The organism is Synechococcus sp. M16.1, assembly GCF_014279895.1.
Classification (GTDB): Bacteria; Cyanobacteriota; Cyanobacteriia; order PCC-6307; family Cyanobiaceae; genus Parasynechococcus.
The window spans coordinates 684,292-707,499 of the sequence record NZ_CP047954.1 but is presented as its reverse complement, the minus strand read 5'-3'; the positions used below and the strand labels follow the sequence as shown (position 1 = coordinate 707,499).

The window sequence follows — 23,208 nt, the reverse complement described above, 5'->3', positions numbered from 1 at the left end:
GCCGTCATGAACACCTACGGCCGTTTCCCTTTGGCTTTGGCCAAGGGAAAGGGCTGCTGGGTCAAGGACACCCAGGGGCGGCGCTACCTGGATGCTGTTGCTGGCATTGCCACCTGCACCCTGGGCCACAGCGACAGGGCCATGCAGCGGGCTCTGCGCAAGCAGCTGGGACGGCTCCAGCATGTGTCCAACCTCTATCGGATTCCGGAACAGGAAGAGCTGGCCAGCTGGCTGGTGCGCAACAGCTGTGCCGACAGCGTCTTCTTCTGCAATTCCGGCGCCGAAGCCAATGAGGCCGCGATCAAGCTGGCGCGAAAGCACGGCCATCAACGGCGCGGCATCGAACAGCCGGTGATCCTCACGGCAGCAGCCAGCTTCCATGGCCGCACGCTCGCGGCGGTCACCGCCACCGGTCAACCTAAGTACCACAAGGGTTTTGAGCCCATGGTGACCGGGTTTGATTATTTCCCCTACAACGATCTGAAGGCCCTCGAAGCCCTGATCAACCGCTACGAACAGTCCGGTCCCTCGATCGCGGCCGTTCTGGTTGAACCCCTGCAAGGAGAGGGTGGCGTCAACCCTGGAGACCGCACTTTCTTCTCACGCCTGCGCGAGATCTGCACGGAGCGAAACATCCTGCTGATCCTTGATGAGGTGCAGGTCGGCATGGGGCGGAGTGGCCGCCTCTGGGGTTATGAGCAACTGGGCATCACCCCTGACGCCTTCACCCTGGCCAAGGGCCTAGGCGGTGGTCATGCCATTGGTGCCCTGCTGGTGAACGCGTCAGCTGATGTGTTTGAACCCGGCGACCATGCCAGCACCTTCGGCGGCAATCCCTTTGCCTGCCGGGCGGGGTTGACGGTGGCTACCGAAATCGAACGACGAGATCTGCTGACCAACGTCACAGCCCGAGGCGAACAACTGCGCGACGGGCTCCAGGAGCTTGTGAACTGTTTCCCCGAGCACCTGCAAGGCGTGCGGGGCTGGGGCCTGCTGCAGGGCATCGTGATCCGGGAGGGCAGCAGTTGGACGGCCCCCGCGCTGGCGAAAGCCGCCATCGACCACGGTCTGCTGCTGGTAGCGGCCGGCCCCTCGGTGCTGCGCATGGTGCCCCCACTGAGCATCAACAAGCGCGAGGTGCGCGAGCTGCTGCGCCGTCTTGCGGCGACCCTCTCCAGCCTCAGCTGAGTGGACGATCTGTCTGATCTGATCCCACGCTTCGACCTGCGTGGCATGGATCTGCAGTTGGATCGCATGGATGCGGCCCTGCACGAGCTCAACCATCCCTGTCGGACGATTCCCGCGATTCAGGTGCTGGGCACCAACGGGAAGGGATCCATCGTCAGCTTTCTGGAATCAGCCCTCTGTGCCGCCGGCCTCCGCTGCGGGGTCACCACCTCCCCTCACCTGGTGAGCTGGTGTGAACGCATCCGGATCCAGGGGAGCCCCATTGCGATTGAAACCCTGCGCAGCCGGTTGCAGGCGCTCCAGCCCCTGAACGAACGGCATCGGCTCACCCCGTTTGAACTGCTGGTGACCGCCGCCCTGCTGGAGTTCCACCGGCACGCCTGCGACCTGCTGGTGCTGGAAGTGGGGCTGGGGGGACGGCTTGATGCCACCACGGCCCATCCCTGCCGTCCTGTGGTGGCCGTCGCCAGCATTGGGATGGACCACTGCGAGCACCTGGGCCACAGCCTCACCGCCATCGCAACCGAAAAAGCGGCAGCGATCCCGCCTCAGGCCACCGTGATCAGTGGCGCCCAAGCCCCTGAAGTGCAGGAGGTCCTGGAAACAACCTGCCGCACTCAGCAGGCCACGCTCCACTGGGTGAAGCCGCTGAATTCAAGCTGGCAACTGGGCTTGCCCGGCGCCATTCAGCGCAGCAACGCCGCTGTGGCCCTCGGTGCCTTGCAAGCCCTCTCGGGCTTGGGCTGGTCGTTGCCTGAGGCGGTGATTCAGGAGAGCTTCGCCAAAGCCCACTGGCCCGGTCGCCTGCAAACCGTGCATTGGGGCGTCCACACGCTTCGCCTCGATGGAGCCCACAATCCACCAGCCGCAGTGCAGCTGGCCGAAGAACGCAGCCAGTGGAGTGGTGCCTGCAACGGTGTTGTTTGGATCCTGGCGATTCAAGCCCATAAGGACGCTATCGCCATGCTCCAGACGCTGCTGCAGCCCCAGGACCAGGCCTGGATCATTCCGGTGCCGAGCCACAGGAGCTGGAGCCGGTCGGCCCTCCTCCAGGATCTGCCCCAGTTCGAGCACCAGCTGCAGGAGGCCGACGGCCTCGAAAGCGTGCTGCACCAGCTCAGCAGCAATGGATGGCCGACACCGATGCCGATTGTTGCCGGATCGCTTTATCTGATCGGTGACCTGTTCGCTCGCGGCGTTGTAACGGCAGAGTGAGCACAGCTTGGGCGTGAACTGTGCTGCGAATCTCCCGGTTGCTGGGCCTTCTCATGCCCCTCCTGCTCATGGCAACGCCGGCCCCGGCCCTGGACACCTCAGCTGAGGTGGGACTGCAGGATCGTGCCCTGTTCCAGGAAAAGGTGGACTACACGCTCACCAACCAGAGCAACGGCGACTTCGAGGGGCAGAACCTGGCCAACACATCCTTCGCCGGAGCCGTGGGCCGCCGAGCGAATTTCCGAGGCGCCAACCTGCATGGCGCGATCCTCACCCAAGGGGCCTTCGCCGAAGCTGATTTCCAGGGAGCTGACCTCTCCGACGCCCTGATGGATCGCGCCGACTTCGTCGCCACCGATCTACGCAATGCCGTGCTGACGGGGATCATTGCGTCGGGCAGCAGCTTCAGCAACGCTCAGATCGAGGGGGCCGATTTCACGGATGCCCTGCTCGATCGTGATGATCAACGCCGGCTGTGCAGCGAGGCCGATGGCATCAACCCCAGCACCGGAGTTTCCACCTTCGACAGCTTGGGCTGCTGATCCTCAGGAGCGCTCCTCCCAACCTCGAAGCTTGCCGGGATTGAGCAGGCCCTCGGGATCAAAGCGCTGCTTGGCCGCCACCTGATCGGCATCGATGACGCCAAGGCCGCCGTCTTCAACCGTGATCACGTGGGGGTTGAACAACACGGCACCCGCGGCCCTGCAGTCGTCCATCAACCGGTTCAGCTGATCTGCCCCCTGCCAACGCACGAGCGGCAGAGCCGCCAGCCGAGGACAGCCCTGCTGACGCACAAGCTCGAGATGCCAGAGCAGGGCATCACCCCAGCGCTGCTTCAAGGCCGCCATCGCTGGGGCCTCCGGTTGCGGCAACAACATCTGCAGGTAGGTCCATCCCGGCTCTGAAGCCCGCACATGCAGGGTGGTGTGGTTCCAGCTCAGCTCGCGCAAGCCATTGCCCCCGGAGAGATCCTCAGGGCCGAGATCCCGCAGGATGGCGCCAGCTGACTGCGCCATCCGTTGCAGGCTGTTGAGCCCATCGGGGGCAACGAGCAACAGCAGCCGGTGCGCCGAGACGGCAGGACCACCCCAGCTGGGCATCCGGGGCAACAGCGGCTGTTCAAGCAGGCTCGCCAAATGGAGATCCAAGGCCGAGGCAGCGATCCGTTGCATCAGCTCAATCGCCTGCTCCCAGTGCTCGCAGTCCACGCTCACCTGGTGCCAGTTGACCGCTGGAGCTGTGGCCAGGCTGAGGGCCGTGATGATGCCGTTGGTGCCGTAGGCGTGATTCAAAGCCTCCGCATCCATCTCGCCGAGTTGATGGCGCCGGGCATCGGGGCGTAGCGGCACGATCTCCAACCCGAGCAGATGACCTGGATCCCGCAGGAAGCCCCAGCGCAGGGAACCGATGCCCCCAGAGCCCCCTGCCACAAAGCCGCCAATGGTGGCGCTGCGCCAGGTGCTGGGCATCAAGCGCAGCTGGCGTCCATGGCGGCGCAACTCTTGATCCAGATCGCGCATCACACAGCCCGGTTCCACGGTCACCACCCCGGTGATCGGATCAATCGAGCGGATCTGCCGCAGGGCCGTGGTGAGCATCACCACGCCGCCCTGCAGAGGCACACACTGGCCGTAGTTCCCTGTCCCAGAGCCGCGCAGGGTTAAGGGAACCTGGTGCTCGGCGCAGGCCGAAGCCAGCCGTTCAACGGCATCCACCGTGCGCGGACGCACCACCAACTCAGCACGGCAGGCCTCCAGCCGCGGCGTCAGCACGGGGGAGTACTCAAAAGCGTCCCGGGAATGGCGCTGCAGCTCCCCCGGTTCATCCAACAACTCCAGTTCCGGATCAACGCTGAGGGCTTGCCGCAGGGCAATCAAGGCTTCGGCGCGACCCATGGCGTGGCGGAACACTGGTCAGGGTCTAGCGCCTGGCGACGACTGCCAGTGGCCGTCCACTAGAACCTGACGCTGCGGAGCAGAACGGATCAGGTCCGACCATCCCTGGCCCTCCATGCTGATCAGATCGGCAGGAGCGCCGGCCCGCAGCACCCCATCCCATTCCAGTTGAATAATGGCGGGCGGTGCCGTGGTGAAAGGGGCCAGGCCCAGACGCTGCCAGGGCAACAACTGAGTCAACGGAATCGATGCGGCCAGCAGGGCCAAGGGGTCGAAGTCACCTCCCGGGAACCAGGGATCGGCCACGTTGTCACCCGCCACCGCCACCGGAACACCGGAACGTTGCAACTGACGGATCGGAGCCTGCGGACGCTGAAGGGGGGTGGCATCGTCCGCCCGTGAGAGCAACCAGGCATTGGTCAGGGGCAGGGCAATCACACTCAGCTGCGCTGCTGCCATGCGCTCTGCCAACCGCGCCAGAGAGGACGCCGGCAGAAGGGAAAGACTGCTGGCATGGCTGCAGGTGACGGGAACCTGCACCGGCACGCGCTGCAGGGCCTTCAACAGCTGAACCATGCCCTGCGCCGCACCGTGATCCGCCTCATCGATGTGGAGATCGACGCCGCAGTTGTGGCGATCAGCCAGGCGCAAAAACACCTCCAACTGCTCCGTGACCACGGCCGATCCACAAGGAGGTGTCAGAACACCACCAAGGCAGCCGCCACTGGCGGCCACACGACGCGCCAGAGCATCCGCTTCAGCTGAACACCAGAATTCCAAGGGCACCAGCGCCACCAGCTGCAAGTCGATGCGGCGGCGCCAGCGCTGCTGCAGGGTGAGCAAGGCATCCCAGCTGGGCTCAGCGCCAGGGCCACCACTGTCCACATGGCTGCGCATGGCCCGCAGCCCATGGGCGAATGCTCTCTCCATGGCGCGTTCTCCGCGTTGAAGCACGCAGGCCACGGTTCGGGAGCTGTGCTCCCGCAGGTTGGCCTCCAGGGCACCCCCGTAGCTGCCGCTGAGGTTGGGATGCTCCTGCCAGGTGTAGGCCTTGTCCAGATGGACATGGCAGTCGACCAAGCGCGGCAACACCATTCGAGACGGTGGCACGCGTTCGGCAGACAGGGGCTGGGGCTCCCGCAGACGCCCCTGCTCCCAGGCCAAGCGCACGGGCGTCAGCCCTTGCTTCTCAACCTCCGGCAAGGGCGTTGAAGGGGCGAAATCCAGCAGTCCCAGGGGCGCCCAGGCCTCAAGGACGCCACTCCCCGGCTTGGACTCAAGCGACGGGACGTCCATCACCGCTCAGCACCGTTGCTGGCATCGGTGCTGAGGACCACGAAACGACCGGCCACACCAAGGCTGAGCACTTCAAACCCAGGCAGGCGCAGACCGGGCAGCATCTCCTTCCTTTCCATCCGGGTGGAATACAGACTGGCCACCAATAAGTTTCGACGGGTGGTGAACTGACCCGCCAACGCCGCCAGTGCATCCCGCTGGGAGGCAATCAGCTCAGGGCAATTGCGAATCCAGAGACGCAGCACCATCGGCAGGGTCGGCTCGTCGCACAGTTCCTTGGTGCCCAACCGGACCAGCTGATCACCGGCGTGAGCTTGATAGTCCTCCAACGACGGGTTGGACACCACCAGCGAGATCACCCCGACCGCTGCAATCCCCCCCGCCAACATCGCCAGAGCAGACCGACCTTGCGGACGCGATGAAGGGGACACCAGGCAGGCTGCAGCTCGTGTTGGTAGATTCTCACGGACGCGGCGGGCGTCGCCAAGTGGTTAAGGCAGCGGCTTGTGGCGCCGCTATTCGGGGGTTCGAATCCCCTCGCTCGCCCTCTCAACAATTCAACAAAGCCCCTGAGAAGCGGTTCTGCTCCCCAGCGGATCGGATCTGTGCAGGGCAGACCCAGCGTCTGGCGGATGCGCTCCACCTCGTCTCGAGCCTGAGCCTCATCAAGGCGGGAGGTGTTGAGGGCGACAGCGGCCACCTTGGCTGGCTCAGCAGCCCCATCAGGCCGCGCCCAGCTCGCCTGGGATTCTGTGGTGGCCACACCCTCGGCTGGGTCCAATCCCCAGAGCCGCCACAGCGGATGGCCGAGCCGTTGCCCATGCCAGTCCCACAAGGCCAGGTCGATGGCACAACGGGCCAAGGGACTCAGGGATGCAAGCAGGGGCTCAAACCGTTGCGGACGGTGGGGATCCAGAGCTTCCAGTTGCGGCAAAAGCCCCAGCAGTTCCTGTTCCACAGCCTCAAGGGCGAAGGCTCGGTGGCCGGTCTCAAATCCCCCGGTCTCGCCGCGGCCCACCAGCCCATCACGTTCCAACCTGAGCTCCAACCGCACCGCGGCAGCTGTGGTGCCCCTGCTGATCATGAGGGGCACGGCCTTGGTGAGCGAAAACCGTGTGAGGGCCCAGCCCATCGCCATCCGGCTGTCAATCTCCAAACTGACACAACACCGCTGTGACTCACACTGAGAAGGCTTGAGCCAGAGATTTGGTCGCCTCCGCCCCCCTCGCCACTGACGCCACCGCCAACCCCCAGCGCGGCAGCTACTGGATCACCACGTTCGGCTGCCAGATGAACAAGGCGGACTCCGAACGGATGGCGGGAATCCTGGAGGCCATGGGCTATCGGGAGGCGTCAGCCGAACTGGATGCCGATCTGGTGCTCTACAACACCTGCACCATCCGGGACAACGCCGAGCAGAAGGTTTACAGCTACCTCGGCAGACAGGCCCAGAGGAAACGCAGCAACCCCAATCTCACCCTGGTGGTGGCGGGCTGCGTTGCTCAGCAGGAGGGCGAGTCCCTGCTCCGGCGGGTGCCGGAGCTGGATCTGGTGATGGGACCGCAACACGCCAATCGGCTTGAAACCCTTCTGCTGCAGGTGGACAGCGGTCAGCAGGTGGTCGCCACCGAAGACCACCACATCCTTGAAGACATCACCACGGCCCGCCGGGACAGCAGCATCTGTGGCTGGGTGAATGTGATCTACGGCTGCAACGAACGTTGCACCTACTGCGTGGTGCCCTCCGTGCGCGGCAAGGAACAATCACGGCTGCCCCAGGCGATCAAGCTGGAAATGGAGGGTCTTGCCGCCCAGGGCTACAAGGAGATCACTCTGCTCGGCCAGAACATTGATGCCTACGGCCGCGATCTGCCGGGCATCACGCCGGAGGGTCGCCGCCAACACACCCTCACGGATCTGCTCCATCACGTCCACGACGTGGAGGGCATTGAACGGATCCGTTTTGCCACCAGCCATCCGCGCTACTTCACCGAGCGGCTGATCGATGCCTGTGCCGACCTGCCCAAGCTCTGCGAACACTTCCACATTCCGTTTCAGAGCGGGGACAACGACGTGTTGCAGGCCATGGCCCGGGGCTACACCGTTGAGCGCTACCGGCGGATCATCGACCGCATCCGTGAGCGCATGCCCGATGCCTCACTCAGTGCCGATGTGATCGTTGCCTTCCCTGGCGAAACCGATGCGCAGTACCGCCGCACCCTCGATCTGATCGAAGAGATCGGTTTCGATCAGGTGAACACAGCGGCCTATTCACCCCGGCCCAATACCCCTGCAGCCCATTGGGACAACCAGCTGCCGGAGGAGGTGAAGGTGGAACGCCTGCGCGAAATCAATGCCCTGGTGGAACGCTGCGCCCGCAAGGCCAATGCCCGCTACGAGGGGCGCACGGAAGAAGTGCTGGCGGAGGGCATCAACCCCAAGGACCCATCGCAGCTGATGGGGCGAACCCGCACCAATCGCCTGACCTTCTTCAGCTCCACCGGAGCGGATGGTCGTGCCTACGAAGCGGGCGATCTCGTGCCGGTGCGCATCGATGCGGTGCGCTCCTTTTCACTCAGCGGCAGCCCCCTGCCCCACTGAGCACAACGCTGATACCTTTGGCGCTCCCACCGCTCAGGGGTCGCCGCATTCATGCCGTCCAGTCCCATCACGGTCGGGCTCGTCTTTGGAGGCCGCTCTGGAGAGCACGACGTGTCGATCCGATCTGCGGCGACCGTCGTCCGAGGCCTGCGCAGCGGGGAGAACCGAGAGCGATACACGGTGCAGCCGATCTACATCGACCGTGCTGGTCGCTGGTGGGGAACAGATCTGTCCGAAGCAACCCTGGCCTCCGAAACCGCACCGGAGCTCAACCCACCTCTGCCCCCATCAGGATTCCAGGGGTTTCCGGAGGGATGTGATGCGGTCGAACTCTGGTACCCGGTGCTGCATGGTCCCAATGGAGAGGACGGCACCATTCAGGGGTTGTTCCAGCTGACCGGCAAACCGTTCGTTGGTGCCGGCGTGCTCTGCTCAGCCGTCAGCATGGACAAGCAGGCGATGAAATCTGCTTTCGCCAGCGCCGGGCTGTCCCAGGTGCCCTATGTGGCCCTGCACGCATCCGAACTCGAGAACGCGATCAGCCGATCGGCCCTCATGGATCGGATTGAACGCGAACTGAACTACCCCTGCTTTGTGAAGCCCGCCAATCTCGGCTCCTCGGTGGGCATCAGCAAGGTGCGTTCCCGCCAAGAACTGGAAGCAGGCCTCAATCAGGCTGCAGCGCTCGATCCAAGGCTGGTGGTGGAGCAGGGCGTCAACGCCCGAGAGGTGGAATGCGCCGTCCTGGGGGGACACATGCTCGAAGCGTCGGTGATCGGTGAAGTTCGTTTTGATGCGGACTGGTACGACTACGAGACGAAATACACCGCAGGGCGCAGCACCACGTTGATTCCTGCTCCTCTGACGGATGAAGTGGCTGACCGCATCCGCGCCCAGGCCCTACAGGCCTGCGCTGCCGTGGGCGTCAACGGCATGGGTCGGGTGGATTTCTTCTACGACGACGCCAACGATCAGCTCTGGATCAACGAAATCAACACCCTGCCTGGTTTCACGGCCCAGAGCATGTTCCCGATGCTCTGGGCGGCCAGCGGCGTAACACTCGAACAGTTGGTGCACAAACTGATCCAAACCGCAGGAGAATGAACGCAGCGTCCTTCGCCTAACCCATGAGCCACGGACTGCTCTGGTTTCCTCTGCTGCTGGCCTTTGTGCTGCTGGCATCGCTCGGATGGCTGGAACGGCGGCGCCAAAACCTGTTTTGCACCTGGGCCGAAGGCTCCGAACTCGCCAAGCTCGATGGTTGTGGTGGTGCCCGTCTGAAAGACGGTGAACTGCACTGGAGCAGCTTCGAGGCGGGAAGTTTTCAGGATCAGGGCTCGTTTGACGTCTGCAAACTCGAGCTTGTGGAGCTGATGTCGCTGGCGTCCGGTGATGCGCCCCTCACCGACGAATCCCAGGGGCGTTGTCGGCTGCGCCTCATCGGGAAAGATCTGCAGATGGATGTGCCCTTCTCTGATGCCGACCGCGCGCGCAGCTGGGGTGAGCAGCTGATGGCACGGGCCCGATGCGACCTGTGAGCCGGGTCTCGACCAACAACAAATCCTCCCAACGGCCGGTTTCCGCGCAGGTTGCCCGGCGGCGGGACTTACGCCGGCAGCGCCGCCAGACCCTGTTGCTGCAGCTCTGGCGCTTTGTGGCCTTGCTGCTGCTCAGTGGCGGATTCAGCTGGATCTTGCTGCGCCATGGCTGGACGCTGCGGAGCCCTGAGGCTGTCATCCTGACCGGCGGTGCTGCCCTTGAGACCAATCAGGTGATCGAGGCGGGCAAGCTGCGCTTTCCCTCACCCCTGCTGGAGGTCAGTCCGAGGGAGCTGGAACAACAGCTGGTCGGGGTCTTACCGGTTCACAGCGCTCACGTGCAGCGCCGGATGTTCCCCGCTCGCCTCGTCATCAGCCTGAAGCCGGAGATTCCCATCGCACGCGCTGAGCGTCGGGGACCCGCTGGACGGGAACGGGGTCTGCTCAACGCCGCAGGTGAATGGATTCCCCTGAGCGACGCCGTAGCAGATCCGCTCACGGAGATCATGGTGCGCGGCTGGAATGGCCCGCAACGCGGTCAGGTCGCTGCGCTGCTGCAAGAACGGAATCGCTTCGCCGGGATGCTGAAAGCCATCGTGCTTGATCCCGACGGCAACATCAGTCTGATCACCACCGAGCTTGGCCGGATTGATCTCGGTGGCGAACCGGCCCTCTTAAACACCCAGATCGAAACGATCCTCCATCTGAACCGGACGTTGCCAAAGCACCTGCGCGGGGCCCATCACAGCAGCCTTGATCTCAGCAATCCGGACCGCCCGGAACTGCAACTGCCGGCGCCACCCGCCCCCAAGCAGCCCAAAACTGAACCCTGAAACCTTCGGGTGGAAAATCTGGAGACCACAACCTCAGCTCCTGGTTTGTGATCTGTTGAAGCCGAGACAAGGCTTCAGGGACATAATGCAACGCAACCACACGGTTCTGCCTCGACGATGGAGATGGTGAGCGGCTCAGGGTCTTTCACGGCAGCTGGTATCCAGCCCAGCCAGTCCGCCCGCATCGAGGTCATCGGCGTTGGGGGTGGCGGGAGCAATGCCGTCAACCGCATGATCCTCAGCGATCTTGAGGGGGTTGGATACCGCGTTCTGAACACCGATGCCCAGGCCCTGATCCAGTCGCAGGCCCAGCAACGGCTGCAGTTGGGGCAGACCCTGACCCGCGGACTGGGTGCCGGCGGCAACCCCACCATCGGCCAGAAGGCAGCCGAAGAATCCCGCACGGATCTGCACGATGCACTGCAGGGCTCCGATCTGGTGTTCATTGCCGCTGGCATGGGCGGTGGAACGGGAACTGGTGCAGCACCAGTGGTGGCCGAAGTCGCCCGTGAAGTCGGTGCTCTCACGGTGGGCATCGTGACCAAGCCGTTCAGCTTCGAGGGCCGTCGTCGCATGCGTCAGGCCGACGAAGGCATCGCTCGGTTGGCGGAACACGTGGACACCCTGATCGTGATCCCCAACGACCGCCTGCGTGATGCCATCGGCGGAGCTCCCCTTCAGGAAGCCTTCCGGAGTGCGGACGACGTCCTGCGCATGGGCGTCAAAGGCATCAGCGACATCATCACCTGCCCGGGCCTGGTGAACGTTGACTTTGCTGACGTTCGCTCCGTGATGACCGAAGCAGGCACAGCACTGCTGGGCATCGGCATCGGTTCCGGTCGCTCAAGAGCCGTGGAAGCAGCCCAAGCCGCGATTGCAAGCCCGCTGCTGGAAACCGAGCGCATCGATGGCGCCAAGGGCTGTGTGATCAACATCAGCGGTGGTAAAGACATGACCCTGGAGGACATGACCACTGCTTCCGAGGTGATTTACGACGTTGTCGATCCCGAAGCCAACATCATCGTGGGCGCTGTGGTGGATGAGGCCCTCGAAGGGGAGATCCACGTGACGGTGATCGCTACAGGCTTCGAGAACAAGCAGCCGTACCGCAGCGAGCGCAGCCGCTCCGTGCCCGGAATGCTGAATCGTGGGGAACCCGAAGAGAACGGCGCCCGCATTCCTGAGTTCCTGCGTCGCCGTCAGCAACAGGACAACGGAAGCTTGTGAGATTGCTGTCAGACCCCACGGTCTGACAGCTCAATTGATTGTGGTGACCCGGAACCCACGCCTGCCCTGAGCATCCCGTGTGGCTGCTCCCTTCCGGTCCTGACCAGATTTGGGCGTCAGAGCCGCATGGGCCCGAATCGGCCGAATGCTAGCAATGAGCCCCCGAGGGGTTCTGAAGCTGCATGCGTCCTTCTGATCTGACCCGCTTCAAGCAGAAGGGCCAACCCATCGCCGTGCTCACCGCTTGGGACAGCCTCTCTGCAGCTCTGGCCGAGGCCGCCGGTGCAGACGTGCTGCTGATCGGTGATTCACTGGCGATGGTGGCGCTGGGCCATGCCACAACACTCCCGGTGAGCCTGGACCAGATGCTCCATCACACCCAGGCAGTCGCCCGGGGATTGACGGCCATGCCGGCCGATCAGCCCCTGCTGGTCTGTGACCTGCCCTTTCTCAGCTACCAGTGCGGCGAAGACCGCGCCGTGGCGGCTGCAGGGCGTTTGTTGAAGGAGTCCAGCGCAGCGGCGGTGAAATTGGAGGGGGCGGAACCCGAGGTTGTCGCCGTAATCGACCGTCTTGTGCGCATGGGCATTCCCGTGATGGGGCATCTGGGCCTCACCCCGCAGGCCGTGCATCGCCTGGGGTACAGGCGCCAGGCCACGGACGCCATCAGCCAGGAACGCCTGGTTGATCAGGCGCACACCCTCGAGCAGAAGGGCTGCTTCTCCCTGGTGCTGGAACATGTTCCTGCCGAGCTGGCGCGCCGGGTGCAGCAGGCCCTGACCATCCCGGTGATCGGCATCGGGGCAGGTGACAGCTGCGACGGCCAGGTGCGCGTCACCGCAGACCTGCTGGGGCTCACCGCCAAACAACCTCCCTTCAGCCCAGCGCTGGTGGATGGCCGCCGCCTGTTCATCGACGCGTTGAAGGGTTGGGTCCAGCAGACCCGGAACAACACTCTTCCCACCACAGAATCACCTCAATCAGCACCTGATTGCTGAGGGCCATGCCCTCGGGGTCGGTGAGGCACCAACGGCCTGCCCGTTGCTGCAGCCATCCACGCTCAACGAAAGGTTGCCAGCGGCGCACTAGGGCATCGGCATCAAGACCTTGAAGGGTCACCCCTTCCCGGCGCCGCAGACCCACCAGCAATTGATCATCCAGAGGGAGCCCAGCCTCGGCGACTGATTCCTCAGGAGGATGATCCAGCCATTCCGCGTAGGCGGCGCGGGTGCGGGGTCGCGCCAAACGCACCCCCCAGGGTGCTGATGTCGCTCCCATGCCAAAACCCCACCAGCCGGCACCGCTCCAGTACACCCGGTTGTGACGGGAGGCATGGCCCGGACGGGCGTGGTTGGAAATCTCGTAGCGGCTGAGTCCAGCAGCCGACAGCCGTTGTGTGGTCCGCTCCATCAAGGCAACGGCCAGGTCGTCCTCCGGCAGCTGCAACAGGCCAAGCGTTCGTTGGCGATCAAACACCGTGCCCGGCTCCACCGAGAGGTCGTAAATCGAGAGATGGGGAGCCTGACTGGCAATGGCCTGATCCAACTGCGCATCCCACCCGGCCAGGGTCTGGCCCGGGAGGTTCTGGATGAGATCGAGACTCCAGGACCGAAGCGCGCCATCGCGCCAGGCCTGAACCAGCCAGTCGATCGCCGCATGGAGGTCGCTCTGGCGATGCCGACGCCCCAGCTGCTCGAGCACCGCATCATCAAAGCTCTGCCCCCCCAGGCTGATGCGGTTCACGCCATGGGCCAGAACGGAGGCCAACTGCGCGGCATCAAAGGTGGCCGGATCCATCTCCAGGGTGATTTCCGCACCCGGTTGAAGACCGAATTTGTTGGCCAAGGCATCGATCAGTGCTCCGATCTGATCGGGGCACAACAGCGATGGCGTTCCCCCGCCGATGTACACGGTGGATAAGGGAGGACCCCCTGGGGCAGAGGCGATTTCCCGATGCAGCAGGCTGAGGTACTCACGGATCGAGCGACTGCCAGGCCCGTTGTCGGCTCGAGCCTGGTCCCCCAGGGGAACCACGGCGAAATCGCAGTAGTAACAGCGCCGGTGGCAGAAGGGAATGTGGAGGTAGGCGCTGCGGGGCGGGATGGGATAAGGCATGCTTCTGGCATCCGGATCGAGCTGCCACGACCTGAACCCATGGTGGATCCGCTCATCCTGCTTCTGTTTGTGGTTTCCGGTGCAGCTGCCGGGTGGATGGGGATTCACTTGCTGCCCGACGGCCTGGTGAGTGCAACCACCAATGCTGAACAGTTGCGTCTCCAGCTCAGCGGAGCTGGCGGTGGCATTGGCTTGATCGCAGGCCTGGTGTTCAAAAAGCTGCGGGTGCGCCTGATGCAACAGGTGCGCACCATGCCCACCGATCTGCTGGTGAGCCGGGCTGTCGGCCTGATCCTGGGGTTGCTGGTGGCCAACCTGCTGCTGCTGCCTGTTCTGCTGCTTCCGTTCTCCGGAGGAATTGTTCTGCTCAAACCCCTTCTGGCGGTGGTGAGCAATGTCTTTTTTGGCATTCTCGGAAGCAACCTGGCGGAAGTTCACGGCCGCACGCTGCTGCGCCTGTTCAATCCCGCGAGCACGGAGGCGCTGCTGGTGGCTGATGGGGTGCTGACCCCCGCCACGGCCAAGATCCTGGACACCAGCGTGATCATCGATGGCCGGATCCGCGGCATGCTCGCCTGCGGATTGCTGGAAGGGCAGGTGATCGTTGCCGAATCGGTGATCGATGAGATGCAGCAGCTGTCGGATTCCACCAACATCGAAAAGCGGGCCAAGGGCCGACGTGGCCTGAAGCTTCTGAAGGATCTGCGGGAAACCTACGGGCGGCGGTTGGTGATCAACAGCACCCGTTACGACGGCAAGGGAACGGACGACCGATTGCTGCAGTTGGCATCTGACACCGGCGGCACGCTGGTGACCGCAGACTTCAACCTGGCGCAGGTGGCCCAGGTCAAAGACCTGAAGGTGATGAATCTGAGTGAGCTGGTGATCGCGTTGCGGCCTGAAGTGCAACCCGGCGATGAGCTCAAACTCAAGATCGTGCGAGAGGGCAAGGAGGACAGCCAGGGTGTCGGCTACCTCGATGACGGAACGATGGTGGTGGTCAACGAGGCGAAATCGCTGATCGGCCAACGCAAACCTGTGGTGGTGACCGGTGCCCTGCAAACCCCAACCGGGCGCATGGTGTTTGCACGGTTGGACGAGAACGATGCATCAACCGACACCAAGCCCTCATCCAAATCGAAAAGTCAGGGAAAACCGGCCAAAACCAGCAACCGCAAGCCCGCTGACCCCGGCTAGGCTCGCCCCACCGCGATGGTGGAGATGACAACTTCGGCCCCGTACTACGGCGACAGCGCCGTGATGCGCACACCACCTCCAGACCTTCCCTCACTCCTGCTCAAGGAGCGAATCGTTTACCTGGGCTTGCCCCTGTTCTCTGACGACGACGCCAAGCGTCAGATGGGCATCGATGTGACTGAGCTGATCATTGCTCAGCTGCTTTATCTGGAGTTCGACAACCCAGAGAAGCCGATTTACTTCTATATCAACTCCACTGGCACCAGCTGGTACTCGGGTGATGCGATCGGATTCGAGACCGAAGCCTTCGCCATCTGCGACACCCTCCGCTATGTGAAGCCTCCGGTGCACACCATCTGCATCGGCCAGGCCATGGGCACGGCGGCAGTGATTCTTTCGGCAGGGACCAAAGGTCAACGGGCCGCGTTGCCTCACTCCTCCATCGTTCTGCACCAGCCCCGCAGCGGCGCCCGCGGCCAGGCGACGGACATCCAGATCCGGGCCAAAGAAGTGCTGCACAACAAGCAGGCAATGCTCGAGATCCTCTCCACCAACACAGGTCGTTCTGTAGAGGAGCTGAGCAAGGACTCCGACCGGATGAGCTACCTCACTCCTCAACAAGCCGTTGAGTACGGACTGATCGACCGCGTGCTCAGCAGCCGCAAGGACCTGCCTGGCAATCCCCCCGTCTGACCGACGGCATCAGACCCAACCCTCCTGCCCTTCCTTCATCAACGTTCTGAACCATGCCGATCGGTACCCCCAGCGTTCCCTACCGCCTGCCCGGCAGCCAGATGGAGCGCTGGGTCGACATCTACACCCGTCTCGGGGTGGAGAGGATCCTCTTCCTTGGCTCTGAGGTCAATGACGGCATCGCCAACAGCCTGGTGGCCCAGATGCTCTATCTGGACTCGGAAGACAGCAGCAAGCCGATCTACCTCTACATCAACTCCCCCGGCGGCTCCGTCACGGCTGGACTGGCGATTTACGACACCATCCAATATGTCAAGAGCGAGGTGGTGACCATCTGCGTTGGCCTTGCTGCATCCATGGGTGCCTTCCTTCTCGCGGCTGGCACCAAAGGCAAGCGGGTCGCCCTGCCCCACAGCCGGATCATGATTCACCAGCCCCTCGGAGGCACCAGCCGTCGCCAGGCCAGTGACATCGAGATCGAAGCACGGGAGATCCTGCGGATGAAGGAGATGCTCAACCGCTCCCTGGCCGACATGAGTGGCCAGAGCTTCGAGAAGATCGAGAAGGACACCGACCGGGACTACTTCCTCAGCGCCGAAGAAGCCAAGGAATACGGCCTGATCGACCGCGTCATCTCCCATCCGAACGAGGCCTGAACCGAACGGGGCAGGCCGCTGCGTAAGCTCGTCCACTGCAGTGTTCCGCAAGCCCGCCCCGGATGGCCCAGCTCTTTTACGACTCCGACGCCGATCTCGGTCTGCTGAACGGCAAGACCGTGGCCATCATTGGTTATGGCTCCCAGGGTCATGCCCACGCTCTGAACCTGAAGGATTCAGGCGTGAACGTGGTGGTGGGCCTCTACGACGGCAGCCGCTCCGCCGAGAAAGCCAAGGCGGACGGCCTTGAAGTGCTGAGCGTGGCCGATGCCTCAGCCAAGGCCGACTGGATCATGGTCTTGCTCCCCGACGAATTCCAGAAGGACGTTTACGAGAAGGAAATCGCACCCCACCTGAGCTCAGGCAAGGTGCTCAGCTTCGCCCACGGCTTCAACATCCGTTTCGAGCTGATCAAGCCCCCCGCCGATGTGGATGTGGTGATGATCGCCCCGAAAGGCCCTGGCCACACCGTGCGTTGGGAGTACCAGAACGGCCAGGGTGTGCCCGCTTTGTTCGCCATCGAACAGGACGCCTCCGGCAACGCCCGCGGCATGGCAATGGCCTATGCCAAGGGAATCGGTGGCACCCGTGCCGGCATCCTGGAGACCAACTTCAAGGAAGAGACCGAAACCGACCTGTTCGGTGAGCAGGCTGTGCTGTGTGGCGGTCTGTCTGAACTCGTGAAGGCTGGTTTCGAGACCCTGGTGGAAGCTGGCTACCAGCCCGAATTGGCTTACTTCGAGTGCCTGCACGAGGTGAAGCTGATTGTGGATCTGATGGTGAAGGGAGGACTGACCTCCATGCGCGATTCGATCTCCAACACCGCGGAGTACGGCGACTACGTCAGCGGCCCCCGTCTGATCACCGCCGACACCAAGGCCGAGATGAAGCGCGTTCTGGCAGACATCCAGGACGGCACCTTCGCCAGGAATTTCGTGGCCGAATGCGAAGCCGGCAAGCCAGAGATGAAAAAGGTGCGCGACCGTGATTCCCAGCATCCGATCGAGAAAGTGGGCAAAGGCCTGCGCTCGATGTTCAGCTGGCTGAAGGACGCCTGATCCTGCGCAAGCGCTGAACAGCCGGTGGCATCAGACACCATCCCTCAGCTCACCCCCCGCTCTGTTGCCCTAACGGTGCAGAGCGGGGATTTTTGTTGGTTTCTGGCCACGCCCCTCCCATGAGTTCAGAAGCGCTGGGAGGCCTGCTGGTGATCGGGGCAGCCGTGCTTGATCGGCTGATCGGTGACCCGCGCCGGTGGCTCCACCCCGTGGTGGTGATGGGGTGGAGCATTCAGCAGTTGCGCCATTGGGTCGAGCGATGGGCGGGGGACCATCCGATCAAGCTGCGGATCGGGGGAGGCTTGATCAGCCTGATCCTTGTGCTTGGCAGCGTTTTGACGGGCTGGTGTCTGGAGCGGCTGCTGTGGCTTCCCTCCCCATGGGGATGGCTCAGCATTCCGGTACTGACCCTGAGCCTCGCCAGCGCCCTGGCGGCTCGCAGCCTCAAGGACAGTGTGCTCGCCGTGGTGGATGCACTGCCCTCAGCAACGGAGGGGGATCTCGAGCCAGCCCGCCGGAACTTGAGCTGGATCGTTGGACGCGACGTTCAGAGTCTGGATCGCACGGGACTGCTCAGGGCCGCAGCTGAAACAGCCTCAGAAAATGCTGTGGATGGCGTGTTCGCACCACTGTTCTGGATGGGGATCGGTTCCCTGCTGTGGATGGTCCTGCCCTCTGGCCCTGGTCCGCTGGCGCTGGCCTGGGTCTTCAAGGCCAGCAGCACGCTGGATTCCATGCTCGGTTACCGCAGCGGCCGGCTGCGCTGGTTGGGGACAGCCGGCGCTCGCCTCGATGATCTGCTCACCTGGCTGCCCTGCCGTCTGGTCATGCTTACGCTGCCCCTGGTCTGCCCACCCTGGACACAATGGGCGCAACGGGTGCAGGCGGCAGAGCGGGATGGCTCTGCGGATCCATCCCCCAATGCAGGTCGTGCAGAAGCGATCTACGCCCACTGCATCGGAATCCAACTTGGCGGCGAGAACAAGTATGGAGAGCGCTTGGTGCAGAAACCTGTGCTTGGGGCCGGCCAACCAACGGCAAACGGGCCTCTGGTTAGAGAGGTTCTAAAGGCATCAAGCCGACTGGAGATCGTCTGGCTCAGTGGTCTTGGGATCATCCAATGGGCGATAAGCCGCTGAGCACAAGTCAGTAAGCACCGCGATCCATCGGCAGGATCAACACACCAAATGTGCGCAGGATGATGGCAAAGTCCAGGCCGAACGAACGACCACGGGCATAGGCCAGATCAAGCTTGACCCGTTTCTTGTAACTCAAGTTATTTCTGCCACTCACTTGCCAAAGGCCGGTCAACCCAGGGCGGACTGAGGCAACTTCATCCATGTAAGGGCCATAACGAACGAGTTCTTTCTCGACGATTGGGCGTGGACCGACCACGCTCATTTCGCCACGAAGAACATTCAAGAACTGTGGTAGCTCATCAAGACTCGAGCGGCGCAGGAAACGGCCCAGGGGAGTGATTCGGGGATCACGTTTCAATTTGAAGTCACGCTCGAACTCAGCACGCAGCGAGGAATCTGCCTCCAGAACACGCGCAAGAACGGCATCCGCATCGGCCCGCATGGTGCGGAACTTGATACAGCCAAAACGCTGGTAGTTCCGGCCCACCCGACGCTGTACGTAAAACACAGGCCCCGGTGAACTGAGCTTCACCAATCCCGCCAGAAGCAGCAACAACGGAGAACCGATGCTGAGTACGGCGAGAGAAAAAACAATGTCTCCGCTGCGCTTAAAGACTCTGCCCCAACGGTTCTGATGGCGGATAAGAGTGCCGGTCGAAAGATCCGATGGCGGGGCTGAGATCAGCGCAAGGTGAGGCTTGTACTTGCCACGGCGAGCTGCACGCCCTGCGGACTGAATCAAGGATGGCCGGGAGGCCGAGGTCAAAGGCTCAACTTGGGACTCACCACACTCAACGTCACAGGTGCAGCACAGGCATCTCCGCAGGGTCACTCGCTGCAACGGCACAGCCCCGCTGATGAGCACTCCAAGCTGTTCGCAGAGCCGATTCAAAGCGCGCAGCGAAGGCTTCCGGCCTGAAGCGCTCGGCCCACGCACGAATGGCTTCTGCATCCAGAGAACGCCAAATGCATTCTTGTTCAAACCACTCCACGGCCTGCACCAACGACTCGACACTTTGTTCAGGGAACAGCACCCCAGTGGGCTCAGGAATCCCTGCAGCCGCACAACGCACCGTGTCCAACAAACCACCCCGCCCCAACCCAATCACCGGAGCTCCGGACGCCATTGCTTCCACCGGAGCAATGCCGAAGTCCTCTAGGCCGGCGTAGACAAATGCCCGACAACGGGCCATGAGCGCTTCCACCTGCTGCTGGGACTGACGGCCGAGCAAGGTGACCGTGGGACCAGCCAGAGCCTCCAATCGCGCCTTCTCCGGACCATCCCCCACCACAAGCAGGGGTAGGCCCAGGCGATTGAAGGCTTCCACCACAAGATCCACCCGCTTGTAGGGGACCAAACGACACAGACAGAGGTAGACGTCGTCTCGATCGGCATTCCAGCGAAAGCGCTCCACCTCCACGGGGGGATGGATCACGCGGGCCTCCCGCCCCCAGTACTTGCGAATTCGACGCGCCGTGAAACGGGAGTTGGCAATGAGGTGGTCCACCCGCTGAGCACTGAGTTGGTCCCATTGCCGCAGAGCATGCAACTGCCAGCGAATCAAAGGGCCCAGACCACGCCGAGCCAGCGCCGAACGCTGCATATAAGCGTGCATCTGGTCCCAGGCGTAACGCACGGGTGTGTGCACATAACTGATGTGCAGCTGGTCCGGAGACGTCAGCAGACCCTTGGCAACCAGGTGGCTGCTGCTGATCACCAGCTCTGCAGCACCAAGATCGATCTGTTCGATCGCAAAGGGCAGCAGCGGCAGGTACTGCTGCACATGGCTGCGCCCCCACGGCAGGCGCTGAATCGGGCTGGTGAGGATGGAGCGTCCGTGCAACCAACTGCCCGGCCGTCGAGATTCGGCGTCGATCAGGGCCGCCATCTGCGGCTCGCAGCCGAGGCTGCGCAGAAGGGAATCAACCTCTTGAACAACCTGTTCTGCTCCACCGACAGAACGAGGCGAGAACCACTCATGAACCAGAGCGATGCGCTGCGGGAGGTGATCCGAAGCCGAGGCCATCCCTCTGGAGTGAAGCGAACACTACGAAGTCTCTCAGCTCATTGCAGGAGCAGGCCAAGATCACGATGCTGGTGCACATGTCCAGCACGAACATCACCATCAACATCCTCCTGGAGGAGGCGTTGAATGAACCGGACATCGGCAAAACGAGCCGATTCCGTTGGCATGCCACAGCGGTGGGGATAGCGGCACTTTGGATTGACAGCGCTCCGCCATCAACACCGCCCTTTGAGGACGCACTCAAAGAAGGGCTCAATGTGGGGCTCGACCTCAGCCGAGAGGAACGAGAATTTCATCAAGTGGAGCAGGGGCTTGTTCTGCTATTTCATTCATAAAAACAGCTCAGAAATACCCTCTAAAAACCCAATCAATAAGTTCAAAGATCAAGCATTTGCAATAAGCCGCTAGAGACCTTGATTCATGAACTCTTAATCAAGCAATCGCCACGTCCGACCTATTCAACGATCAACAAAAACGGAGAGGGTGGGATTCGAACCCACGAGGGTGTTACCCCTACACGATTTCGAGTCGTGCGCGATCAACCGGACTCTGCCACCTCTCCACACGCCCTCAGGCGTTCCCGCAGTTTAAAGGCCGACGAACCGGGCACCTGCTCCATTCTTCCGAAGCCAACGGCGCTGGGGGGCGGAAGGCTTAAACCCCAGCCAGGTTCCGGTGATCTGCTGCCGGGGTTCTGATCGCTGCAGCTGCTGCAGTGCCCACAAGGCCTGAGGGCTTGGGACCAGCTGCCAGCGCTGATGCCCCACCCGCATCACCAGTGCTCCGGAGCGAGACTGCAGGCGCTGCACCGATAGGCCATCACTCCGAAGCACCTGGCCGATGGCGATGGGAGCTTGGCCTTGCTGGGGAGCCTCAACGCGGTGGGTCAGCGCTTGCCAGCAGGCCAGCACGTCTGTCGCCACAGGATCCAAAAGCAGCACCCAGTCCAAACGGGCGTGGCCGTGCACAGCGGCGAGCTTCTTGGCCATCCGGCAACTGCGCGCATCGCCATGGGTGCTCACCAGAGCGGCACGCCCACGATGGCGACCAAGCAACCAGTGACGATCAAACCGCTCCACCGTCAACAAACCATCGCCCAACTGCACGAGGCCGTGGACGAGCAGGGCGGTTACCAGGGGGATCAACGACCAGCAGCGGCGACAGGGCCCTGCCCCCAGCAACCAAGGCAGCAAGCCCAGCAGCGGCGACAGGGCCCTGCCCCCAGCAACCAAGGCAGCAAGCCCAGTACCAGCAGGGCAACCACCCACATCTGGGGACGTCCGGTGAGCAGTTGTGACCCAGGCCAGTGGCTGATCCAGCTGGCCATGGTGATCACCAGGCCCGCCAACTGATGAATAGGCCACAGCAGCAGGGGCAGCACAGCCGTAGGCCCCACGAGAACCAACAGTGCCGAGAGCATGGCCAGCAGCGTGAGCGGCGCCAGCAGCGGGGCAACAAGCAGATTCGCAACCAGCGCGTACAACGGCATGGCACCGAAATGGAGCAACTGCAGCGGCAGCGTCCAGAGCAAGGCCGCCACGGGGATGGACAACGCTGCTGCCAGGCCCTGGCAGCGATCCGGCAACCACGCTTGAACAGCCTTCTCGAGACGAGGAGCCGTCAGGATCAGCCCAGCGGTGGCCGCCGCACTGAGTTGAAAACCAATCGATAGGGCCCAGGCCGGGCGCAACAGCAACATGCCGCTGAGCGTCAACAACAACACACCGACTGGACGGCTGTGATGACCTGCCTCACGAATCAGCAAGGCCATCGCAGCCATCAGCACCGCCCGCACCACCGATGGCTGGGCTCCGGCAAGGCAGAGAAACAGCAGCAGCGCCGTGGCCGCCAGGGGAAGCCGCAGGCCAGGAGGCCAGCGGCGGGCCAGCATCAGCACACTGCCGAGCAGTACGGAGAGGTGAAAACCCGATGCCGCCAGGGCATGGGACAAGCCGGCCATGCGGAACGCCGCTCGGATGTCTTCCGGGAGCTGCACCAGGGCGCTGCCCAGCACCAGAGCAGCCAGGAAACCGCCCCGCCGCGGCCCCACGGCCTGTTGCAGCCGTTGAGCAACATCGCGCCGCAGATCAGCCAACGGCGTCCATGGACGCTGCAGCACTTCGATGCTCTCGGCCCGCAGCTGACTCCAACTGCCTTGGCGGGCTAGACGTTCTGCCGATCCCGGCAACAGTGGGTGTACCGCTGGCAGCGGACGCCTCAACACCCCCGTGGCCTCGACACGCCAGCCCTGCAGCAGGGGTGCAGGGCACTCAGGCAACTGCAGCTCGGTTCGCCCGTCGACCCGACGAGCATCGATCCGATCCACCTCCAACAGACCGGAACACCCCGAGGGAAAACGGCGCACATCGGCAAGCAAGCGCCCGCTGATCGCCACGGCCGCCGGTGGCGTCTGGATCAGGCGAGATGGATCGGATCGGCTCGGCGGTGGCGCTCCCCACAACACCCCTCGAAGCACAAGGAGCGCCAGGAGACAGAGGGCAATGGCATCAGCAGAACGACGTCGACGCAG

23 protein-coding genes, 2 tRNA genes, 1 other RNA gene and 2 pseudogenes are annotated in these 23,208 nt (G+C 63.1%); 16 read left to right on the top strand and 12 right to left on the bottom strand.

Going from position 1 to position 23,208, the window contains the following annotated elements; all coding sequences use genetic code 11:
• Positions 1 to 6: 6 nt before the first annotated feature.
• Genes SynM161_RS03930 through SynM161_RS03920 form a run of 3 tightly spaced genes read left to right on the top strand, consistent with a single transcriptional unit; the run spans position 7 to position 2,945 of the window.
• A complete protein-coding gene (locus tag SynM161_RS03930; RefSeq protein WP_186542039.1) occupies positions 7 to 1,188 on the top strand; it encodes an aspartate aminotransferase family protein in 1,182 nt (393 codons plus the stop codon).
• Complete coding sequence (locus SynM161_RS03925) at positions 1,189 to 2,403, top strand: folylpolyglutamate synthase/dihydrofolate synthase family protein (protein ID WP_186542038.1); 1,215 nt, start codon at positions 1,189 to 1,191, stop codon at positions 2,401 to 2,403.
• 53 nt (positions 2,404 to 2,456) lie between these two features.
• Entirely contained in the window at positions 2,457 to 2,945 is a 489-nt protein-coding gene (locus SynM161_RS03920) for a pentapeptide repeat-containing protein (RefSeq protein WP_186542037.1), read from the top strand.
• Positions 2,946 to 2,948: 3 nt separating this feature from the next.
• Here the strand turns inward: SynM161_RS03920 and SynM161_RS03915 are convergent, their stop codons facing one another.
• The 3 genes from SynM161_RS03915 to SynM161_RS03905 are packed head-to-tail and all read right to left on the bottom strand — an operon-like array spanning position 2,949 to position 5,983.
• On the bottom strand, positions 2,949 to 4,298 hold the full coding sequence (locus SynM161_RS03915; protein ID WP_186542036.1) for an FAD-binding oxidoreductase: 1,350 nt from the start codon (positions 4,296 to 4,298) through the stop codon (positions 2,949 to 2,951).
• Positions 4,299 to 4,316: 18 nt separating this feature from the next.
• Positions 4,317 to 5,594, bottom strand: coding sequence for an amidohydrolase family protein (locus SynM161_RS03910; protein ID WP_186542035.1), 1,278 nt, complete (start codon positions 5,592 to 5,594; stop codon positions 4,317 to 4,319).
• The gene (locus SynM161_RS03905) at positions 5,594 to 5,983 is read right to left on the bottom strand and encodes a DUF4359 domain-containing protein (protein ID WP_186542477.1); all 390 of its coding nucleotides are present in this window, start codon (positions 5,981 to 5,983) and stop codon (positions 5,594 to 5,596) included. The genes SynM161_RS03910 and SynM161_RS03905 overlap by 1 nt, the downstream gene beginning before the upstream one ends.
• Before the next feature lie 84 nt (positions 5,984 to 6,067).
• On the opposite strand from SynM161_RS03905, the gene SynM161_RS03900 reads away from it, so the two are divergent.
• A tRNA-His gene (locus tag SynM161_RS03900) sits at positions 6,068 to 6,140 on the top strand.
• Between the two features lie 85 nt (positions 6,141 to 6,225).
• On the opposite strand, the pseudogene SynM161_RS12200 reads toward SynM161_RS03900, so the two are convergent.
• Together SynM161_RS12200 and SynM161_RS03890 are read right to left on the bottom strand one after the other, a co-directional pair.
• Positions 6,226 to 6,294: pseudogene (locus SynM161_RS12200) on the bottom strand (hypothetical protein); the annotation flags it as partial.
• A gap of 51 nt (positions 6,295 to 6,345) precedes the next feature.
• Positions 6,346 to 6,726, bottom strand: a pseudogene (locus tag SynM161_RS03890) (dipeptide epimerase); the annotation flags it as partial.
• Between the two features lie 74 nt (positions 6,727 to 6,800).
• Between SynM161_RS03890 and miaB the strand changes: the two are divergent.
• From miaB to ftsZ, 5 genes are all read left to right on the top strand, one after another.
• Positions 6,801 to 8,195: a tRNA (N6-isopentenyl adenosine(37)-C2)-methylthiotransferase MiaB gene (gene miaB, locus SynM161_RS03885; protein WP_186542034.1), complete on the top strand. Its 1,395-nt coding sequence runs from the start codon at positions 6,801 to 6,803 to the stop codon at positions 8,193 to 8,195.
• Between the two features lie 51 nt (positions 8,196 to 8,246).
• Positions 8,247 to 9,299: a D-alanine--D-alanine ligase family protein gene (locus SynM161_RS03880; RefSeq protein WP_186542033.1), complete on the top strand. Its 1,053-nt coding sequence runs from the start codon at positions 8,247 to 8,249 to the stop codon at positions 9,297 to 9,299.
• 23 nt (positions 9,300 to 9,322) lie between these two features.
• Positions 9,323 to 9,733: a hypothetical protein gene (locus tag SynM161_RS03875; protein WP_186542032.1), complete on the top strand. Its 411-nt coding sequence runs from the start codon at positions 9,323 to 9,325 to the stop codon at positions 9,731 to 9,733.
• Positions 9,730 to 10,566 (top strand): cell division protein FtsQ/DivIB, encoded by an 837-nt coding sequence (locus SynM161_RS03870; RefSeq protein WP_186542031.1) that lies wholly within the window; start codon positions 9,730 to 9,732, stop codon positions 10,564 to 10,566. Before SynM161_RS03875 ends, SynM161_RS03870 begins: the two co-directional genes overlap by 4 nt.
• A 117-nt stretch (positions 10,567 to 10,683) precedes the next feature.
• Entirely contained in the window at positions 10,684 to 11,793 is a 1,110-nt protein-coding gene (gene ftsZ / locus SynM161_RS03865; protein WP_115008739.1) for a cell division protein FtsZ, read from the top strand.
• A 41-nt stretch (positions 11,794 to 11,834) separates the two neighbouring features.
• Here the strand turns inward: ftsZ and ffs are convergent.
• Positions 11,835 to 11,932, bottom strand: an RNA gene (gene ffs, locus SynM161_RS03860) — signal recognition particle sRNA small type.
• A 43-nt stretch (positions 11,933 to 11,975) separates the two neighbouring features.
• Between ffs and panB the strand changes: the two genes are divergently transcribed.
• Positions 11,976 to 12,791, top strand: a complete 816-nt coding sequence (gene panB / locus SynM161_RS03855; protein ID WP_186542030.1) for a 3-methyl-2-oxobutanoate hydroxymethyltransferase — start codon at positions 11,976 to 11,978, stop codon at positions 12,789 to 12,791.
• Here the strand turns inward: panB and hemW are convergent.
• Positions 12,703 to 13,908 carry a radical SAM family heme chaperone HemW gene (gene hemW / locus SynM161_RS03850; RefSeq protein WP_186542029.1) on the bottom strand — a complete coding sequence of 402 codons (1,206 nt, stop codon included), beginning with the start codon at positions 13,906 to 13,908 and terminating at the stop codon, positions 12,703 to 12,705. The two genes, panB and hemW, sit on opposite strands and share 89 nt — an antisense overlap.
• A 39-nt stretch (positions 13,909 to 13,947) precedes the next feature.
• Here hemW and SynM161_RS03845 point away from each other — a divergent pair, with 39 nt between their 5' ends.
• From SynM161_RS03845 to cbiB, 5 genes are all read left to right on the top strand, one after another.
• Positions 13,948 to 15,105, top strand: coding sequence for a PIN/TRAM domain-containing protein (locus SynM161_RS03845; protein WP_115008736.1), 1,158 nt, complete (start codon positions 13,948 to 13,950; stop codon positions 15,103 to 15,105).
• 24 nt (positions 15,106 to 15,129) lie between these two features.
• On the top strand, positions 15,130 to 15,798 hold the full coding sequence (locus SynM161_RS03840) for an ATP-dependent Clp protease proteolytic subunit (protein WP_114988632.1): 669 nt from the start codon (positions 15,130 to 15,132) through the stop codon (positions 15,796 to 15,798).
• Between the two features lie 53 nt (positions 15,799 to 15,851).
• A complete protein-coding gene (locus SynM161_RS03835; protein ID WP_006851781.1) occupies positions 15,852 to 16,454 on the top strand; it encodes an ATP-dependent Clp protease proteolytic subunit in 603 nt (200 codons plus the stop codon).
• Positions 16,455 to 16,516: 62 nt separating this feature from the next.
• Positions 16,517 to 17,512, top strand: coding sequence for a ketol-acid reductoisomerase (ilvC, locus tag SynM161_RS03830; RefSeq protein WP_186542028.1), 996 nt, complete (start codon positions 16,517 to 16,519; stop codon positions 17,510 to 17,512).
• Positions 17,513 to 17,631: 119 nt separating this feature from the next.
• Positions 17,632 to 18,651 carry an adenosylcobinamide-phosphate synthase CbiB gene (cbiB, locus tag SynM161_RS03825; protein ID WP_186542027.1) on the top strand — a complete coding sequence of 340 codons (1,020 nt, stop codon included), beginning with the start codon at positions 17,632 to 17,634 and terminating at the stop codon, positions 18,649 to 18,651.
• Between the two features lie 7 nt (positions 18,652 to 18,658).
• On the opposite strand, the gene SynM161_RS03820 is transcribed toward cbiB, so the two are convergent.
• Positions 18,659 to 19,417, bottom strand: a complete 759-nt coding sequence (locus SynM161_RS03820) for a sugar transferase (protein ID WP_186542026.1) — start codon at positions 19,415 to 19,417, stop codon at positions 18,659 to 18,661.
• A 31-nt stretch (positions 19,418 to 19,448) separates the two neighbouring features.
• Positions 19,449 to 20,678, bottom strand: coding sequence for a glycosyltransferase (locus tag SynM161_RS03815; protein ID WP_186542025.1), 1,230 nt, complete (start codon positions 20,676 to 20,678; stop codon positions 19,449 to 19,451).
• A gap of 65 nt (positions 20,679 to 20,743) precedes the next feature.
• On the opposite strand from SynM161_RS03815, the gene SynM161_RS03810 reads away from it, so the two are divergent.
• Positions 20,744 to 21,013, top strand: coding sequence for a hypothetical protein (locus SynM161_RS03810; protein ID WP_186542024.1), 270 nt, complete (start codon positions 20,744 to 20,746; stop codon positions 21,011 to 21,013).
• Positions 21,014 to 21,153: 140 nt separating this feature from the next.
• Here the strand turns inward: SynM161_RS03810 and SynM161_RS03805 are convergent.
• The 3 genes from SynM161_RS03805 to SynM161_RS03800 all read right to left on the bottom strand — a co-directional run bounded on the left by SynM161_RS03805 (position 21,154) and on the right by SynM161_RS03800 (position 23,154).
• Positions 21,154 to 21,240 (bottom strand) — tRNA-Ser (locus tag SynM161_RS03805).
• A 25-nt stretch (positions 21,241 to 21,265) separates the two neighbouring features.
• Complete coding sequence (locus SynM161_RS11990) at positions 21,266 to 21,823, bottom strand: hypothetical protein (RefSeq protein ID WP_255441913.1); 558 nt, start codon at positions 21,821 to 21,823, stop codon at positions 21,266 to 21,268.
• The gene (locus SynM161_RS03800) at positions 21,820 to 23,154 is read right to left on the bottom strand and encodes a ComEC/Rec2 family competence protein (protein WP_255441912.1); all 1,335 of its coding nucleotides are present in this window, start codon (positions 23,152 to 23,154) and stop codon (positions 21,820 to 21,822) included. The genes SynM161_RS11990 and SynM161_RS03800 overlap by 4 nt, the downstream gene beginning before the upstream one ends.
• Positions 23,155 to 23,208 lie beyond the last annotated feature (54 nt).